Below are 17,067 nucleotides of genomic sequence, written 5' to 3' on the forward strand. Positions count from 1 at the left end.
CCTACGAAGCCTTCTGCAACTCCGGCAGAGCGTCGAAGAGATCGGCAACCAGTCCGTAGTCGGCGACCTGGAAGATCGGCGCCTCTTCGTCCTTGTTGATGGCGACGATGACCTTCGAGTCCTTCATGCCGGCGAGGTGCTGGATGGCACCGGAAATGCCGCAGGCGATGTAGAGATCGGGGGCAACGACCTTGCCGGTCTGGCCGACCTGCCAGTCGTTCGGAGCGTAACCGGCGTCGACCGCAGCGCGCGAAGCGCCGACGGCAGCGCCGAGCTTGTCGGCCACCGGCAGGATCACTTCCTGGAACTTTTCCGACGAGCCGAGCGCACGACCGCCCGAGATGATGATCTTGGCAGACGTCAGCTCCGGGCGGTCGGACGACGACAGCGCGTCGGCGACGAAGGAGGAAACGCCAGGGTTGGCGGCAGCCGAGACGCTCTCGATCGCGGCCGAGCCGCCTTCAGGGGCGGAAGCGAAGGAAGCGGTGCGCACGGTGATGACGCGCTTGGCTTCGGTCGTCTGTACGGTCTGGATGGCGTTGCCGGCATAGATCGGACGTTTGAAGGTGTCGGAAGAGACGACCTCGATGATTTCGGACACCTGGGAAACGTCGAGCAGCGCTGCAACGCGCGGCATGACGTTCTTGCCGACCGAGGTGGCGGCGCTCACGATCGTGTCGTAGCTGCCAGCGAGCGAGACGATCAGGGCAGCGAGCGGCTCGGCAAGGTTGTTGGCAAGCGAGGCGTCGTCGGCAACGAGCACCTTGGAAACGCCTGCAAGCTTGGACGCCTGTTCGGCAGCCTGCTTCGCGCCGGCGCCGGCAACGAGAACATGCACATCGGCTCCAGTCCCACTGGCGATTTTCGAGGCCGCGCTCAGCGCCTTGGCGGTCTGGTCGGAAAGGTGGTTGCTGTCGTGGTCAGCCAGAAGAAGAATGGCCATGATAAAATCTCCCTTCCTTAAATCAGAGGACGCCGGCTTCGACTTTAAGCTTTTCGACGAGCTCGGCGACCGACTTGACCTTGATGCCGGCCTTGCGGCCCGACGGCTCCTCGGTCTTCAGCACCTTGAGGCGGGCGGCGGTGTCGACGCCGAAGTCGGCCGGGGTGTGTCTGTCGAGCGGCTTCTTCTTCGCCTTCATGATGTTCGGCAGCGAGGCGTAGCGCGGCTCGTTCAAACGCAGGTCGGTGGTGACGACGGCCGGCAGCTTGATGTCGATGGTCTGCAGACCGCCGTCGACTTCGCGCGTCACGGTTGCTTTGCCATCGCCGATCTCGACCTTGGAGGCGAAGGTGCCTTGCGCCCAGCCGAGCAGGGCCGACAGCATCTGGCCGGTCTGGTTCGAATCGTCGTCGATTGCCTGCTTGCCGACGATGATCAGGCCCGGCTGTTCAGCCTCGGCCACGCCCTTGACGATCTTGGCGACAGCGAGCGGCTCGACCTGGTCTTCGGTCTCAACCAGGATGGCGCGGTCGGCACCCATGGCAAGCGCCGTGCGCAGCGTCTCTTCGGCCTTGGCCGGACCAACGGAAACGACGACGACTTCCTCAGCCTTGCCGGCTTCCTTCAGCCTGAGCGCCTCTTCGACCGAGATTTCGTCGAACGGGTTCATCGACATCTTCACGTTCGCAAGTTCGACGCCCGAACCGTCTGCCTTCACCCGGATCTTGACGTTGTAGTCAACGACCCGTTTCACCGTCACAAGTATTTTCATGGCAAACCTTTCTCCCGCGCTCGGTCTCGGCCGAACGCCCTTTCGTCAGTGCCTCGGTCGATCAGGCAACAATGCCCAGAATGCAAACAGCGGTTTTTCACCCGACCGCATGGCGTGTCTGACGCCAGGCGGATTGTAGAAGGAACCTCCGATCCCGGGTGAGAACCATTCGGAATCGCCATGCTGAAACTCGCCTTCCGACAGGACGAGGTACGTCTCTTCCGGGGCGTGGTCGTGGTCGGGATAACGCACATACGGCGCCATCAGCGTCGCGCCGAGCCAGAGGTCCCTCCGGTCCTCCAGGCCGCCCGGTCCGGCGATCATCGCATTGGCGTGGCTCACCAAGAAATTTTCGCTGGCCGTATGGTCGTAGACCGAGCGCCACTTCCATTCGAGCATCGGTTCAAGGTCCGAGAAGCGTCTGATTAGCGTATCCAGGGACGATCGGCCGGTTTCTGCAGCCAGCACACTGTCGAGATGTTGGCTGCAGACCGGGAGGCGCTTGCCGATGTCCAGACGTTGCGGTTGCGGCGCTTCAAGCTGGGCAAAAATCTGCATGAGTGACTGGCGCGCCCTCAGATCCTGTGAAAACTGGTTGAACGCGACAAAGGCCGCGTCCAAAAACGCTTGCAAGGCGTCAAACCGCGCCATTCTCAGATGTCCTTGGCAAGACGCAGCGCATCGTAGATGGCCGCATGTGTATTGCGGGCCGCAACGGCATCGCCGATCCGGAAGAGTTGATAGGCGCCCTCCGGGTTGCGTTCGACGGACTGCGGCGTGCCGGCAATAAGCTCGTCGTAGGAGACTTCGCCAAGGTTCCGCGAGCCAGGCTTCAATTCGAAATAGAGGTCGTCCAGCGGGATGGTTCCGTGGTTGACGACGATCTGGTCGAAGGTCTGCTGCTTGGCAACGCCGCCATAGTCACTGCCAACATGGGCGATGATCTGGTTGCCACTCTTTTCAACCGACTCCAGCCGGTACGTGACTGTGAAGGTGACGTCGAGTTTCTGCAGCGAGCGCATGTAAGGAACGAGGTTCATCGCCATGACTTCGGGCGCGAAGGAGCGGTCCGGTGTCATGATTTCCACCTTGGCACCGGCCTTGGCGAGGAACTCGGCAGCCTGGAGGCCCGCATGGTCGCCGGCGTCGTCGAAGATGAGCACGTTGGTTCCAGGCTTCACATCACCGGAGATGATGTCCCAGGAGGAAACGACGAGTTCGTTGCCCTTCGACAGCACCTCTGTGTGCGGCAATCCACCGGTAGCGATAATGACGACATCGGGCTTTTCGGTGAGTACCGTCTCAGCCTCGGCCCAGGTATTGAACCGGAAGGTGACGCCGAGCTTTTCGCACTGGCTCATGCGCCAGTCGATAATGCCGATCATTTCCCGCCGGCGCTCGCTCTGGGCCGTCAGGCGGATTTGACCGCCCGGATTGTTCGCGGCCTCCAAAACAACGACCTCATGACCCCGTTCCGCCGAGACGCGAGCAGCCTCAAGGCCGGCCGGACCGGCACCGACGATGACGACCTTCTTGCGAACGGCAGCCTTCGGGATCCGGTGCGGCATCGTTTCTTCGCGACCGGTCGCCGCATTGTGAATGCAGAAAGCCATGCCACCTTGATAGATGCGGTCGAGACAGTAGTTGGCGCCGACGCAGGGGCGAATATCATCCTCGCGCTTTTCCATGATCTTCCGCACGATATGCGGGTCGGTCATGTGGGCGCGGGTCATACCGATCATGTCGACCTTGCCGGCAGCGATTGCGTGACGAGCCGTCGCCACGTCCTGGATCTTGGCGGCATGAAAGGTTGGAAACTTGGTTGCCGCGCGCACATCGCCGGCAAAATCCAGATGTGGTGCGCTCGCCATCCCCTGAATCGGGATGACATCTGTGAGGCCCGGATCCGTATCGATATGACCGCGGATGACATTCAGATAATCGATGAGGCCGCTTTCCTTGAGACGACGGGAAATCTCCAGGCCTTCGGCCTTTCCTGTCCCGCCGGGAAGACATTCGTCTGCCGTATAGCGAACGCCAAGGATAAAGTCGCTGCCGACCCTTTCGCGCATGGCCCTGAAGACGTCGAAACAAAAGCGCAGGCGGTTATCGAGCGAACCTCCATAAGGACCGTCGAGTTCGTTGGTGAGCGGCGAGGTGAACTGGTCAATAAGATGCCCGTAGGCTTCCAGCTCGACACCATCCATACCGCCCGCCTTCATCCGTTCGGCGGCGTCCGCAAAGTCCTTGATAATGCGCTCGATATCCCAGTCTTCGAGCTTCTTGGGAAAGGCTCGGTGCGCTGCCTCGCGATGATGTGAGGGTGCAACGACCGGGAGCCAATCGCCCTTGTCCCAGCGGGTACGCCTGCCGAGGTGCGTGAGCTGGATCATGATCGCAGCCCCCTCTTCATGCACGGCGTCGGTCATTTGCCGGATCCAAGGCACGATCTCGTCCTTGTATGCGAGCAGGTTGTTGAAGACCGGAGGGCTGTCCTTGGACACTGCCGCCGAGCCGGCGGTCATCGTCAGCGCCACCCCGCCCTTGGCCCGCTCAACGGTATAGGCGCGGTAGCGGTCCTTCGGCATGCCGTCTTCGGGATAGGCAGGCTCGTGAGACGTAACAATGATGCGGTTGCGCAGGGTCAAATGCTTCAACTGAAACGGCTGAAGCAGGGGATCGTTCGACATGCGACGGGCTCCGGTTTATGGGAATTTATCGCAACGGTAAGCGGAAATGTACATAGGTGTCAATAATCAAAAACACCGTGGTTCAGATATTCGACACATATGTACATTTTGCTTGAAACGGCCGTTTGGATTTGTTAGGAGGCAATCATGGAACAGGCGATGACTGACACTGGCTGGCGCGGTTCTCAGGAGGGATGGCTCGAGGCCGCCTATGACTCCCTGCTCGAGTCGGGCGTGGACTCGGTGAAGATCCTGCCGTTGGCCAAACGGCTCAATCTTTCCCGGACCAGCTTCTATTGGTTCTTCAAGGACCGGGAGGAACTGCTGAGTGCCCTCGTCGCGCGCTGGAGGGAGAAGAATACCGGCAATCTGGTCAAACAGTCCGAAGCCTATGCGGAGTCCTTGGCCGAGGCGATGCTGAACGTTTTCGACTGCTGGGTGAACAAGGAACTGTTCGACTCCCAGTTCGAGTTCGCCGTTCGCAGCTGGGCGCTGCAATCGCCCGAGATACAGGCCGAAGTCCATGAGGCCGATCAGGCGAGAATGGAGGCGCTGGGCCGCATGTTCATGCGGTTCGGATATGACGCGGGACCGGCGGACGTTCGCGCACGAACGACCTACCTGGTCCAGATTGGATACATCTCGATGCAGTCCAAGGAGGATCTTGCGCTCCGCATGAAGCGCATTCCGGAATACATCGCGATTTACACCGGACAAACACCACAGCAGAGGGAGCTCGATCGCTTCTTCGCCCGGCATGGCTACAAACCAGAGTGAGAGAAGCATGGAAACGGGCGGGCCTTTGAGGGTTGGCGTAATTGGTGGTGCGGGATGGCTGGGCGGAGCAATCGCCGACGCCATTCTCGACGCCGGCATCGTCGAGCCTCAGAACCTGTCGCTCTCCTATCGCAGCGAGCGCCCCGACCGTTTCAACCGCTCCTTCTGGACATCGGACAATCAGGCACTTGCCGACCGCTCGGACGTCATCGTTCTCTCCGTCCGTCCGGCTGACTGGCTCAGCCTGAACGTTGTCGCCGAGGGCAAGCTTGTCATCTCCGTCATGGCGGGCATCCGCCTCAGCGCCCTTGTTGAGCATCATCGGACGGACCGCGTGGCCCGAACCCTGCCAAATGCGGCGGCCGAAGTCCGCAAGTCCTACACGCCGTGGGTCGCAGCCGCCGGGCTGCAGAACGACGATCGAGACATCATAAGGGCGATCTTCGATGCTTGCGGTTCTCAGGATGAAGTGCATTCAGAAGCGGAAATCGACTATCTGACCGGCCTCACCGGATCCGGGCCTGCCTTTCCGGCGCTGCTCGCCGAAGCGATGATGGCAGACGCCGTCTCGCAAGGACTGGCTCCCGAGATCGCCAAGCGTGCCGTCAATACCCTTATCACGGGTGCCGGTCGGCTGCTTGAGCAGCGTGACGACTGTCCGACCGACATTGTCCAGACCTTCCTCGACTATCGCGGCACCACCGCGGCCGCGATAGAGGAGATGCGCGCGGCCGGATTCGATACCGCCGTCTCACGCGGATTGAGGGCTGCGTTCAGGAAATCGGTTCGCATGGGAGAAGCCTCCTAGCGTCGTTGAGACGGGGTCCGCGGCGCCCCGCCTCAGAAGAAAAGCCGCCAAAAGAGGGAACGATAATGAAAAGCTTGCTTGCATCGACATGCCTGTTCCTTGGGACCGTCGCCGGTTCGTCGCTCGCCAGCGCGGCAGACTGCGGCAGCGTCACCATCGCCAGCATGAACTGGCAAAGTGCCGAGGTCATTTCCAATCTCGACAAGATCATCCTCAATGAAGGTTACGGCTGCAGCGCCGAAATCACCATCGGCGATACCGTACCGACGATCACCTCCATGGCGGAAAAAGGCGAGCCGGATATCGCGCCCGAGGCCTGGATCGATCTGCTTCCCGACGTGGTCAAGAAGGGAACCGAAGAAGGCCGTATCGTAAAGGTCGGGTCTCCGCTGCCCGATGGCGGCGTTCAGGGCTGGTGGATCCCGAAGTATTTCGCCGATGCCCATCCAGACATCAAGAGTATTCCCGATCTCCTGAAGCATCCCGACCTCATCAAGGATCCTGAAGACCCGAGCAAGGGCGCGATCTTCAATGGTCCACAGGGTTGGGGTGGAACGGTCGTGACCGCACAGCTCTACAAGGCCTTCGAAGCAGAGAAGGCCGGCTGGACGCTGGTCGACACCGGCTCGGCAGCAGGCCTCGACGGCTCGATTGCCAAGGCCTATGAGCGCAAGGAAGGCTGGGTCGGCTATTACTGGGCACCGACCGCCCTGCTTGGCAAATACGAGATGGTGCAGCTTGAGGCAGGCGTCCCCTATGACGCAGCCGAGTGGAAGCGTTGCATTACGGTTGCCGAATGCACTGACCCGAAGCCGAGCGCCTGGCCGGTCGATACGATCGTGACACTTGTCGCCAAGCCCTTTTCCGAAAAAGCTGGCCCCGAGGTCATGGAGTACCTCAACAAGCGCTCCTGGAGCAACGAGACAATCGCCAAGTTGATGGCCTGGATGACCGACAACCAGGCGAGCGGCGAGGAAGGTGCAAAGCACTTCCTCGAAGAAAACCCGGATATCTGGAAGAAGTGGGTCTCCCCGGAGGCCGCCGCCAAGATCGAGGCTGCGCTGTAGTCAGCACGGCCGAAAACCCGGTGCGGTGTGCCTTCAGCATATCGCACCGTTCTCGCCGACATAACAACAAGAACGCATCGGCTCTTTCGAGAAGGGGAACCGAATGGACTGGTTTTATCAATTTCCCAGCATGGACGACAACGCGCTTCGAAACCTCAAGAAAGTCATCGACGAAACGTTTCGCGGCTTTACCCGAAACTACGGTGATCTGATCGAGGGCTTCTTCGCGCCGCTCCAGCATTTTCTAATCGCTTCTGAACGGTTCATGACCAAGACGCCCTGGCCGATCATCACGCTCCTCATCCTCGCCATCGCCTGGTCAGCGACCAGAAGCATTCGCATCGCCGCCGGCTGTCTCGTGACGCTGTTGCTCATCGGCTACTTCGACATGTGGGACGATACGATGCGGACGATCTCGATGATCTTCGTCTGCACGATCCTGTCGATCGCGATCGGCCTGCCGATCGGCATTCTCATGTCGCGCTCCGACAGGGTCCAGCGGGTCGTCAACCCGGTGCTCGACGTCATGCAGACCATGCCAAGCTTCGTCTACCTGATCCCCGTCGTCATGCTGCTCGGCATTGGCAAGGTGCCGGGCCTGATCGCCGTCGTCATCTACGCGATCCCGCCGATGATCCGGCTCACCAATCTCGGCATTCGCCTGGTCGACAAGGACGTACTGGAGGCGGCCGATGCCTTCGGCGCCGACAACCGGCAGAAGCTCTTCAAGGTGCAGCTCCCGCTTGCGCTGCCGACCATCATGGCAGGGATCAACCAGACGATCATGATGGCGCTTGCCATGGTCGTCATCGCCTCGATGATCGGTGTTCAGGGTCTTGGCCAACCCGTACTGAAGGCGATCGCCAACCAGTACTTCACGCTCGGTATCTTCAATGGTCTTGCGATCGTCGGCATCGCCATCATGTTCGACCGGGTCAGCCAGGCCTATGGCGAACGATTGCAGAAGCACCGGGAGGTGGTCCATGGCTGAGCACGCTTTCGGCGGCATCGCAATCCGCCATCTCTATAAGATCTTCGGACCGAATGCCGGGGCTCATGTCGAGGCGGTTAAGAACGGCCTCACCAAGACCGAACTGAACGAGCGTCACGGGCACGTGCTCGGCCTTCGCGACATCAACATCGAGATGCCGTCGGGCTCGATCCAGGTGATCATGGGGCTTTCCGGCTCGGGCAAGTCGACGCTCATCCGGCATATCAACCGGCTGATCGATCCGACGGCCGGCGAAGTTCTCGTCGACGGCGTCGATGTGGCGAAGATGCCAGAGGCGGAACTGCGCGAGTTCCGCCGCCACCAGACCGCCATGGTGTTCCAGAAGTTCGCGCTGCTTCCGCATCGAAGCGTGCTCGACAACACGATCTTCGGCCTTGAAATCCAGGGCGTAGCGCGCGCACAAAGCATCGATACTGCCATGCGCTGGCTGGAACGGGTTGGACTTAAGGGCTTCGAGCACAAGTATCCCAATCAGCTCTCCGGCGGCATGCAGCAGCGCGTCGGGCTCGCCCGCGCGCTTGCCAACGACGCACCGGTGCTTTTGATGGATGAGGCCTATTCAGCCCTCGATCCTCTCATCCGCACGGACATGCAGACGGTGCTTCTGGACCTGCAGAAGGAGATTAAAAAGACGATCGTCTTCATCACCCACGACCTCGACGAAGCGCTGAGGCTCGGTGACCAGATTGCCATTTTGCGCGACGGCGAGGTCATCCAGCAGGGCACGAGCCAGGATATCGTGCTGAGGCCTGCCGACGACTATGTCGCCAATTTCGTCAAGGAGGTGAACCGGGGCCGCGTTGTCCATGTGGAGGCGATCATGGCACCGCTTGGTGCAACTGCAGCCGACAGTGGGCAACGGATTGCCGCCGATCTCACAATCGAAGAAGCGGTCCGTACGCTCGCCTCTGCACCCGAAGGTGATATCACCGTCGTCGATCCGTCCGGAATGCCTCTCGGCACTGTCACCTTCCGCCAGCTCGCGGGCGCCATGGTCAATGCGCACGAGACGAACGATCGCGCAATGGCAATCGCGGCCAACGCGGCGTAAGCGCGGATCGGCCGGCGAATGCCATTCCTCCGTGCGGCCGGTCCTCCGCCCGGAAAAGCGCCAAGGGTGGCTCCTCCCTCATTCCATTCCAGTCCCGACCCCTCCCCGCCAGGAGTTGCGCCATGTCCAAGAAATTTCCTCGGCTGTTTTCCCCTCTCAAACTGCGGTCCCACACGCTGAAGAACAGGATCGTGTTCGGCGCGCACACGGCGAACATGGCGGTCGAGGGTCTGCCGACCGAACGACATACCGCCTATTACCGGGAACGAGCGATCGGCGGCGCCGCGATGATCGTCGTCGAACCCATGCCCGTCCATGCCGCAGCCGTTTTAACTCGCGGCAATTTTCGCCACTCCGATGACAGTGTCATCCCCCATTTCAAGAAGGTGGTCGAGGCGATCAAAGGGCATGGAGCCATAGCGATCCAGCAGCTCTATCACGTCGGAGCGCATGGGGATTCCGACAATTCGTTCCATCCGCATTGGTCGCCTTCGGGCGGGCCGAGCTATCATGACAGCGACGGCTCGCATCCGATGACCGAAGCGGAAATCCTGGAAACGATCGATGGCTTCGTTGCGGCGGCACGTCGCTGTCGGGACGCCGGCTTTGACGGCGTCGAAGTATGGGCTGCCTATCTCGGTTTGGTCGACCAATTCTGGACGCCATGGTGCAATCGGCGCGACGATCAGTGGGGCGGTTCGCTTGAAAACCGCACGCGGATGTCTCGGGAAATCCTGACGCGGATCAGGGACGTCTGCGGGCCGGATTTCATTGTCGGCCTTGCCGTCAGTGACGAACCGGACGTGAAGGTTGCGCTTCAACGCGACGAGCTTGCCGAAATCATCCGCCTGCACGACGAACTGGGCCTTATCGATTATGTCACCTGCGGCTCTGGCGGCTACCTCGATTTCTACAAGCTGATGCCCACGTTCCTCTATCCGGAAAAACTTGGCGCCGATCTCGCTTCAGTCCTGAGGAGTGTCGTCAAGAACGCGCTTGTGATCGCCGAAAGCCACATCCGCACCCCCGAAAACGCCGAAACGGTGCTCGGCCAGGGAGCAGCCGACCTCGTTTCGATCGTGCGCGGGCAGATCGCTGATCCGCATCTTGCAAAGAAGGCGGCCGAAGATCGCCCGGAGGACATTCGCGGCTGCATCTCGTGCAATCAGATGTGCTGGGGACGCCGGTCGCGCGACTACTGGATCAGCTGTCTGATCAACCCGTCCGTCGGCCGCGAGGCCGAATGGAACGGCGACCGCTTTTTGAAGACCAGCGATCCCCAGCGCGTGCTGGTCATCGGTGGCGGCCCAGCCGGACTGGAGGCCGCCCGGGTGGCCGCCGAGCGTGGCCACGAAGTCGCGCTCGCCGAGGCGTCGAACCGGCTCGGCGGTAACTTCCTGCTCGCAGGCATGCAGCCACGAAGGGCCCAGATCCTCGATCTCATCGCCTGGTATGAGCGCCAGCTCGAAAAACTCGGTGTAGAGGTTCGCCTCAACTCCTATGTCGAGGCCGAGGACATCGATCCTTCCGAGTTCGGGCGTGTCATCGTCGCCACCGGCTCCTATTCGCCGGAGACGGTGTTCCAGAAAGCGCTGCCGGCGGTCGAGGCGATGCCGGGCCTGGCGAAGGGTAACGTCTTCACAGTCGAAGCCGTCATGGCGCGGCAGGCAAGGCCGGGCAAGCGCGTTCTGCTTTTGGATGAAGGCGGCGGCTGGCGCGGCTGCGGCACCGCCTGGAAGCTCGCCGAGGAGGGCCACGAGGTGGCGCTCCTGACGCCCGACCCGTTCGTCGGCAAGGAGCTGCAGCGAACCGCAGCCGACGTTCCGATGCGGCAGGCGCTCAGGAAACTCGGCGTCACATGGATCGTCGAAGCCAGCGTCATCGAATGGCACGGCAACGGCGCGACCATCGTCGACCACACCACGGGAGAGTGTCGCTTCATCGACGCGGATGCCTTGGTGACGGCCACCACGAATGCCCCGGCCGACTGGCTGATGCCGGGGCTCGCCGAACGCGGTATCGCTACGCGCCAGATCGGCGATTGCGCCGCACCGCGGCAGGCACCCTATGCGTTTTATGAGGGTAGGAAAGCGGGACTGGAGATCTGAGATGGAAGAGGTCGAACTCAACCAGAGGCAAGCAGAAGATCTGGCGATGAGAGCTTGCCTTGGTGCCGGCGCCAATCCGGCGAGCGCCCGATCGCTCGTGGACGCAACAGTGTCGGCCGCCCGCTTCGGCCCGAGCGCGGTCGGGTTTCCGCACCTCGTCGATTATCTGAACAGTTTTCGCGAGGGGCGCATCAATTGCGATCCCACGCCGGCCGCCACGCGCCCCTTCCCCGCTCACATCACCTGCGATGCCGACCGAGGCATCGCGCAGCTCGGTTTCGACCTTGCCTTCCGCGATTTCGTGGATGCTGCCCGCAACTTCGGGATCGCGCTCTTCACCCAGAAGAACAGCTATACAACGGGCGAGCTCGGCTACTACGTGCGCAGGCTCGCGCTGGAAGGCCTGAGCGGTCTTGCGGCGACCAACGCGAATGCCATGGTCGTAGCGAAGGCAGGAGGACCGGCTGTCTACAGCACGAACCCCATCGCCTTCGGATTTCCGCTCGGCGCCAACGCGCCGCCACTCATCGTCGACCAATCGTCAAGCGCGACTGCCTACGTCAACATTGCCGCCGCCGCCGCCGAGGGGCGAGAAATCCCGGAAGGATGGGCGGTCGACAACGAAGGCGCCGATACCCGGGACGCCGAAAAGGCACTCTTAGGCGCGCTGCTACCCTTCGGTGGCCGCAAGGGTGCGAACGTCGCGCTCCTCGTCGAAATGCTGTCGGCCGGACTTTCCGGTGGCTCCTGGTCGCTGGACGCATCAAGCTTCAGAACGGGCGATACCTCGCCCGCCGTGGGTTTGACGGTGATTGCGATGATGCCGGGCCCGCCAGGGAGCGACCACATCGCCCGCGCCCACCAACAGGTCCGGCGGCTCAAGGAACTTGGTGTCTACGTTCCAGGCGTTAGCGGCAGGCCTCGCTCGATTGACCAGCCATTTCGCGTGTCGCGCGCTGTCTTCGACGTCATTGGTCGCTTCGCGTCCAAGTGGGATCAATCGACTGGCGCACGAACGTAAGAATACCTGCCGTCTCAGATACGCTACACGCCGAGAGAAATCGCCATCCCTTCCTGGGCGGCCTACACCGCCATGTTCTTGCGCGACAGATCGAGGTGAGCGCGAACCAACGCCTCAGCTCGGTCAGGATCGTGGTCCGCAATTGCATCGATCATTTCGTCGTGCCGGCGTGACGCTTCGTGCAACTCTACCAACATGATGCCATATCCGAACGGCAACCTGTTTGAGCCATGGACAGCCGTGTCCGGTCATGACGCAGGCGACCGCAGAATTCATCGGTGCAACGGCACTCGAAGCGCCAACGCTCTAGCGAGGGCGACATCGCTATCCTTGAGCGAATGAACGAGGCGCACCGGTCCGTCATTGTCTCGCACAGGCATTACCGCTCAACCGACCACAGCAAGCTCGAGAGCCCGCTGATGCGCGGCCGCGGCTGCCTCCCTCAGCAAAGCCGCCAGACTCGGCTCGGCCATGAGGACCTCAAGTGCCGCAGCAGTCGTGCCGTTCGGGCTGGTTACTTGCTGGCGGAGCTCCGTGGGAGAAAAGACGCTGGCGCTGGCGAGAGTTGAAGCACCGTCAACCGTCTGCTTCGCCAACGCATGCGCAGTCTCTACCGGCAGACCGACAGCGATACCTGCCTCGGTCAAGCACTCGATGAAATGGAAGAGGTAGGCCGGCCCCGACCCCGATATTGCAGTCGCGGCATTGATGAGCTCTTCTTCCGGCAGCCAATGGACGTTTCCGACGGCTGCCAGAAGATCACTCACATAGGCAATCTGAACGTTACCGGTGTGCGCGTTGGCAAAAGCGGCAATAACTCCCATGCCGATCGACGCCGGCATGTTGGGCATGGCGCGCACGATCGGCACCGCACCAAGCGTCGCCTCGAAGGTCGCGATCGGCACGCCGGCGGCGATGCTGACAAAGGCGGCGGTTGCGCTAAACCGCCGGTATGTCGCAAGCATCGAGCCGATGACCTGCGGCTTGACGGCGACAATGAAGGCGCGCGGCTGCAGTGCCTGCGGCAGCTCGGACGCATCCGCGTAGGCCGCAGCGCCCGCTGCCACTGCGCGCCGGCGGAGGGCCTCCACCGGCTCGACCACATGAATTCGGTCAGCGGCAATGCCAAACCGGGCCACCCAGCCTTCAAGCAGCGCAAAACCCATGTTGCCGCAACCAACCAGCACGATTTCGCCAGACTGATCCATACCGTCGCTTCCCTTCATGCGCGCACTCGGCCCAAAGCACGCCAGCCCTATTGCTGCGCCAGTCGGTCCCAGCAATCGCCGAGTGCGACAGGCGACCGATTCTTCATGATCCGCTGGCTCGGCGTGCGTTCGAACTCGTCGACAACGGCGATGTTGCGCGAATGAGCCGGAATCGCCGGTGTGCAGCGCGCCCTCCAGCGAAGTGCGCACGACGATCTCGCCCCTGCCCCCTGTCGGCACCGGCTCGCCCTTTTCGTCGAGGATATCGACCGAGAACCAGGGCATCGGTTGACCCACGGCGCCGACAACGCCGGTGGCGTTGCAGGTGGTGATGCTGGAGGCTTCGGTCATGCCGTAGCACTCGCGCATATCTATACCAAAACGCTCCTTGAAGAGCGGCCACACCTCCTTTGGGCAGCCGCCGCCCCACGCGACCCGCACCGGATGCTCGCGGTCACCTTTGCTTTCGGGTTGCTTTAGGAGAATCTGGAGAATCCCGCCGAGGTAGTGGATGGGGGTGGCACCGTAGGTTCTCACCTGATTCCAGAAGCGGCTGGCGCTGAACCGGTCGACCATGGCAAGTGACAGGTCCTCGACGATCGGCAGAACGATCGACTGCGACGGATAGGGCAATTCGATTGCGAATTTCGCAAGGCATGCCTATTTTAGCGGCCTACAAGGCCAAATCGTTGGCTTCGAAGCGCAAACGACCGTCAAATCCAATTGACTATAAGCCCTCCCAACACTATGTTGGCAGTTAACAACTAACCCAGCATCCTGAGAGACATGGGCTCCGGGCGGTTGGGGGAAAAAGCCGGCGCAAGCCGGTTTTTTTATGCCCGGGAGCAAGGAGTGCCAGCGTTACGAACACGCGTCTATATCGACGGCTATAATCTCTATTATGGATGCCTACGCAAGACCGCGTTTAAATGGCTCGATGTTCTCGCCCTATTCGAGGCGCATATACTGCCGAGCATCCTTTATCGTCCCGAACCGGGCGCCGATCCGGCGACGATGATCCTGCACCCGGACTGTGCGATTAAATACTTCACGGCGAAGATTATCGACAGCGCGGCCAAGGGAGAGGATTCGGTCTCGTCGCAGGCTCACTACCACAATGCCCTGACGGCGCATTGTGCCGGACGGCTTTCCTTCGTGATGGGCTATTATTCGCTCTACAAGGCCAACCAGCATATCGTTCCGGCGGATGATCCGAAACGCTGGCCGCGTGACTGCGACAAGATCCAGGTGTGGAAGCTTGAGGAAAAGCAGTCGGATGTGAATCTGGCGCTCCAACTCTACGACGACGCGCTGAGCGGGGACGTCGACCAAGTGGTACTTGTCACCAATGACACGGACCTGGCGCCGGCACTTGAGATGCTGAAAGCGCGTTGCCCCCATATCGTCCGTGGGCTGGTGATCCCGACGCGCAATGTCGGCGCTGGCGGCGATCTTGAGCGCGAGGCGAACGTCTCGCTTGCGAAGCTCGCCCATTGGGTGCGGCGGCATATTTTGGATGAAGAGCTGCGCGCCTCGCAATTGCCGGATGTCGTTCCCGGCCGCCGTCGTGCCAGCATCAAGCCACACTCATGGTATGCGAAGCCGCATCACCTTGCGAAAATGCTGGAGATGGCGCGCCCGGTCCTGCGAGGCGAAGGCGAGATCCTGAAATGGGCACGCAGAGAAAGCGTGCATCTCGGCGGCCGTCGGCCGATCGATCTGATCGCGACGGACGCAGGCGCGGCCGAGGTCTTCGACTACATCGAATCCTATATCCGGGAGCAGATCGAAAAGGCCGGGGAGCCTGACGATTTGTCGTCCTGAACTTGATGGGCGGAAGGTAGTTCGAGGGGTGGGGTTTCGGGGCAAAACTTACCTTACGTCGATGGTGTTCAAGTTGCTCGGTCTGGCAAAGACGACGCTCAGCCTGTACCGCACCTTGCTGCGCACCTGCGCGGGAAAGACAGCCGGCGAGCGTGGTTCCGCGGAACCTCGCCATGATCTCGCGCCCGCGTTCGTTGACCAGCGTCCTGGCCACCACGTCTTCTTTCGCTCTGCAGCAGCGTGCCCGCAGGGGCTCCATGGCACACCCCTGTCATGCGCGGAGCTTTATGCTGGAACAGAATGTAGCCCTTACTAACCCTGCACAATCGACTGAGCCGCGTGTTTTACCGGCGTGGCGCAACGATCGTTGCTGCAAGCGCCAGTCGATCCAAGCTGGCGCCCACGCGTCGCCTGTTCAGTCGTCAATACGAAACCCGACCTTCATGACCACCTGGTAGTGCGCGACTTCGCCATCCTTGATGTGTCCCCTGATCTGGTCGACCTCGAACCATTCCAGGTTTCTCATGGTCTTCGATGCACGCGCGATCGCGGTTTCGATAGCGTCTGTAACAGACGACTTCGAACTGCCGACCAGCTCTACCTTCTTATAGACGTGATCACTCATAACAACCTCCCGTTTGCTTTGAGAAAGGACATCCTACAGGCAAGCTGCAATCCTTGCGCTAACAATCAGCGCAAGGAAGTGTCTGGCTCTATTGTCGCATCAATCTTTTAGCGACCTGTAATTTTTAAATGCCAAATGCATAAATCAAAACTATTGCTTAACACTGGTATGTACCAATTCCGATACGCGCACTTTCGGACATTCTTCCTGGCGTGCGGTCTAGAGCTTCTTGTCTGTCGTTGGTTTTCGCAAAGAGAGAGGTTTGCAAGCACATGAACGACTGGAGTACGGACGGGCGTGGCAATGTCAGGTCCTCGACCATCGTCGGCTGGAAAGCCGAGCCGGCAAAAGGCGATGAAACGGGCGACGTTTTCTTGAGGATCGAATTCAGCGTCGACCCTAATCTCACGGATGTGTCGGCGCTGCAGTTCAGATTAACCAGACAACAGGCCGATCACATCAGTGGGACGTTGGGAGGCCTTGCGGATCGGTCTTCATCGCTGCGGGGTGTCTGCCGGGAGGCCGGCGCGCTCGCCCTGCAACGAAAATGACCCAAAGCAAAGGGACGTTCGTGACCACGCGGAAGGAAATCGCCGATCGCGTCGTTGCGAAATGGGCAGAGTGCGGCATGGCGATCGAGCGTGATGCCGAGGTCGAGGTCCTGCTCAAGCTGCGGTTCACCGGCGATGTGCCCATCGATTGCATCCGGCGCAGATACCTCAAGTTACTTCAAGAACGCCGGCCAGGGCGCAAGGTCGATTGAAAGCCCTTGGCGGACCAAACCAAATGCGGAACGGGAGGCGACGCTGATGGGATATGACTGGAACGGCCGTCGCGAACGCCGTATGAAGATCGCGAGACTTGGAACAGCCGTGGCTTTGGCAGCGCTCCTGGTATCGATGGCGGCCAAAGTCGCGAGCGAGGCCCTCTAGGCCACGGTGCTCGCTACGGCTCGTCGGGCGTCGCTTTAAACATCGCATGGAACACGCCTATGCATCCAGCCTCAATTAAGCATTGTTTGCTCGGAGAGGAGACAGTTCATGCCTACAATTGGCAAGTCGCCCGCCGGCCTCCGCACAAGCATGCTGGCTTTGACCTTCGCCCTCACTGGTAGCGTGGGTACTCGTGCTGGCCCTGGCGGCCTGATTTCAAGACCTCGGA

16 protein-coding genes and 1 pseudogene are annotated in these 17,067 nt (G+C 60.9%); 10 read left to right on the forward strand and 7 right to left on the reverse strand.

What is annotated here, in order from left to right; all coding sequences use genetic code 11:
* Position 1: 1 nt before the first annotated feature.
* The 4 genes from IB272_RS15060 to IB272_RS15075 are packed head-to-tail and all read right to left on the reverse strand — an operon-like array spanning position 2 to position 4,405.
* Positions 2-943: an electron transfer flavoprotein subunit alpha/FixB family protein gene (locus tag IB272_RS15060; RefSeq protein WP_192444531.1), complete on the reverse strand. Its 942-nt coding sequence runs from the start codon at positions 941-943 to the stop codon at positions 2-4.
* A gap of 22 nt (positions 944-965) precedes the next feature.
* Positions 966-1,715 (reverse strand): electron transfer flavoprotein subunit beta/FixA family protein, encoded by a 750-nt coding sequence (locus tag IB272_RS15065; protein WP_192340531.1) that lies wholly within the window; start codon positions 1,713-1,715, stop codon positions 966-968.
* 45 nt (positions 1,716-1,760) lie between these two features.
* The gene (locus tag IB272_RS15070) at positions 1,761-2,366 is read right to left on the reverse strand and encodes a dimethylsulfonioproprionate lyase family protein (RefSeq protein ID WP_060607854.1); all 606 of its coding nucleotides are present in this window, start codon (positions 2,364-2,366) and stop codon (positions 1,761-1,763) included.
* Between the two features lie 2 nt (positions 2,367-2,368).
* The gene (locus tag IB272_RS15075; protein ID WP_060607857.1) at positions 2,369-4,405 is read right to left on the reverse strand and encodes an NADH:flavin oxidoreductase; all 2,037 of its coding nucleotides are present in this window, start codon (positions 4,403-4,405) and stop codon (positions 2,369-2,371) included.
* Between the two features lie 147 nt (positions 4,406-4,552).
* On the opposite strand from IB272_RS15075, the gene IB272_RS15080 reads away from it, so the two are divergent.
* The 7 genes from IB272_RS15080 to IB272_RS15110 all read left to right on the forward strand — a co-directional run bounded on the left by IB272_RS15080 (position 4,553) and on the right by IB272_RS15110 (position 12,249).
* Positions 4,553-5,182: a TetR/AcrR family transcriptional regulator gene (locus tag IB272_RS15080; RefSeq protein WP_034799984.1), complete on the forward strand. Its 630-nt coding sequence runs from the start codon at positions 4,553-4,555 to the stop codon at positions 5,180-5,182.
* A gap of 7 nt (positions 5,183-5,189) precedes the next feature.
* The gene (locus tag IB272_RS15085; protein WP_034799983.1) at positions 5,190-5,990 is read left to right on the forward strand and encodes a pyrroline-5-carboxylate reductase dimerization domain-containing protein; all 801 of its coding nucleotides are present in this window, start codon (positions 5,190-5,192) and stop codon (positions 5,988-5,990) included.
* A gap of 65 nt (positions 5,991-6,055) precedes the next feature.
* Entirely contained in the window at positions 6,056-7,057 is a 1,002-nt protein-coding gene (locus tag IB272_RS15090; RefSeq protein ID WP_060519180.1) for an ABC transporter substrate-binding protein, read from the forward strand.
* Positions 7,058-7,160: 103 nt separating this feature from the next.
* On the forward strand, positions 7,161-8,048 hold the full coding sequence (locus IB272_RS15095; protein ID WP_060519178.1) for a proline/glycine betaine ABC transporter permease: 888 nt from the start codon (positions 7,161-7,163) through the stop codon (positions 8,046-8,048).
* On the forward strand, positions 8,041-9,120 hold the full coding sequence (locus IB272_RS15100) for a glycine betaine/L-proline ABC transporter ATP-binding protein (RefSeq protein ID WP_060607859.1): 1,080 nt from the start codon (positions 8,041-8,043) through the stop codon (positions 9,118-9,120). Before IB272_RS15095 ends, IB272_RS15100 begins: the two co-directional genes overlap by 8 nt.
* 122 nt (positions 9,121-9,242) lie before the next feature.
* On the forward strand, positions 9,243-11,228 hold the full coding sequence (locus IB272_RS15105; protein ID WP_192357281.1) for an FAD-dependent oxidoreductase: 1,986 nt from the start codon (positions 9,243-9,245) through the stop codon (positions 11,226-11,228).
* A gap of 1 nt (position 11,229) precedes the next feature.
* Positions 11,230-12,249, forward strand: a complete 1,020-nt coding sequence (locus IB272_RS15110) for an Ldh family oxidoreductase (protein WP_192357283.1) — start codon at positions 11,230-11,232, stop codon at positions 12,247-12,249.
* 386 nt (positions 12,250-12,635) lie between these two features.
* Here IB272_RS15110 and proC read toward each other — a convergent pair whose 3' ends face one another.
* On the reverse strand, positions 12,636-13,457 hold the full coding sequence (gene proC / locus IB272_RS15120) for a pyrroline-5-carboxylate reductase (protein ID WP_192444532.1): 822 nt from the start codon (positions 13,455-13,457) through the stop codon (positions 12,636-12,638).
* A 261-nt stretch (positions 13,458-13,718) separates the two neighbouring features.
* Positions 13,719-14,033, reverse strand: a pseudogene (locus IB272_RS35590) (AMP-binding protein); the annotation flags it as partial.
* 276 nt (positions 14,034-14,309) lie between these two features.
* Between IB272_RS35590 and IB272_RS34945 the strand changes: the two are divergent.
* The gene (locus IB272_RS34945) at positions 14,310-15,281 is read left to right on the forward strand and encodes an NYN domain-containing protein (protein ID WP_060529593.1); all 972 of its coding nucleotides are present in this window, start codon (positions 14,310-14,312) and stop codon (positions 15,279-15,281) included.
* Positions 15,282-15,696: 415 nt separating this feature from the next.
* Here IB272_RS34945 and IB272_RS15135 read toward each other — a convergent pair whose 3' ends face one another.
* Positions 15,697-15,906, reverse strand: a complete 210-nt coding sequence (locus IB272_RS15135) for a dodecin (RefSeq protein WP_034799975.1) — start codon at positions 15,904-15,906, stop codon at positions 15,697-15,699.
* 272 nt (positions 15,907-16,178) lie between these two features.
* On the opposite strand from IB272_RS15135, the gene IB272_RS15140 reads away from it, so the two are divergent.
* Both IB272_RS15140 and IB272_RS15145 read left to right on the forward strand, forming a co-directional pair.
* Positions 16,179-16,457, forward strand: a complete 279-nt coding sequence (locus tag IB272_RS15140; protein WP_034799974.1) for a hypothetical protein — start codon at positions 16,179-16,181, stop codon at positions 16,455-16,457.
* A 20-nt stretch (positions 16,458-16,477) separates the two neighbouring features.
* A complete protein-coding gene (locus tag IB272_RS15145) occupies positions 16,478-16,669 on the forward strand; it encodes a hypothetical protein (protein ID WP_162766055.1) in 192 nt (63 codons plus the stop codon).
* The last annotated feature ends 398 nt before the right edge of the window (positions 16,670-17,067 follow it).

The sequence above is a fragment of the Ensifer sp. ENS08 genome, assembly GCF_014852195.1.
In the GTDB taxonomy this organism is placed as follows: Bacteria; Pseudomonadota; Alphaproteobacteria; order Rhizobiales; family Rhizobiaceae; genus Ensifer; species Ensifer adhaerens.